Raw genomic sequence first — 233 nt, forward strand, 5'->3', positions numbered from 1 at the left:
ACCTGCGACCAATTGATTAAAAGTCAACTGCTCTACCAACTGAGCTAACGACCCGCTCTGGTACTACCTGAATAATTTCACTCGACACCAATTCAGAAATTGGTAGGTCGTGCAGGATGACTCGGCTTTGCCTCGCCCTTCGGGCCGTTGCTGACGCAACGTTATCCTTCACGTTCAGCATCTGAGTTAAATGCTGAAATTGGTGGGTCGTGCAGGATTCGAACCTGCGACCA

The 233-nt window shown here is 49.8% G+C and carries 1 other RNA gene; it reads right to left on the bottom strand.

What is annotated here, in order from left to right:
- Positions 1 to 100: 100 nt before the first annotated feature.
- Positions 101 to 233, bottom strand: a non-coding RNA gene (locus RRF55_RS28055) — RtT sRNA; the annotation flags it as partial.

Source organism: Klebsiella sp. K47, from assembly GCF_051858335.1.
Classification (GTDB): domain Bacteria; phylum Pseudomonadota; class Gammaproteobacteria; order Enterobacterales; family Enterobacteriaceae; genus Klebsiella; species Klebsiella pneumoniae.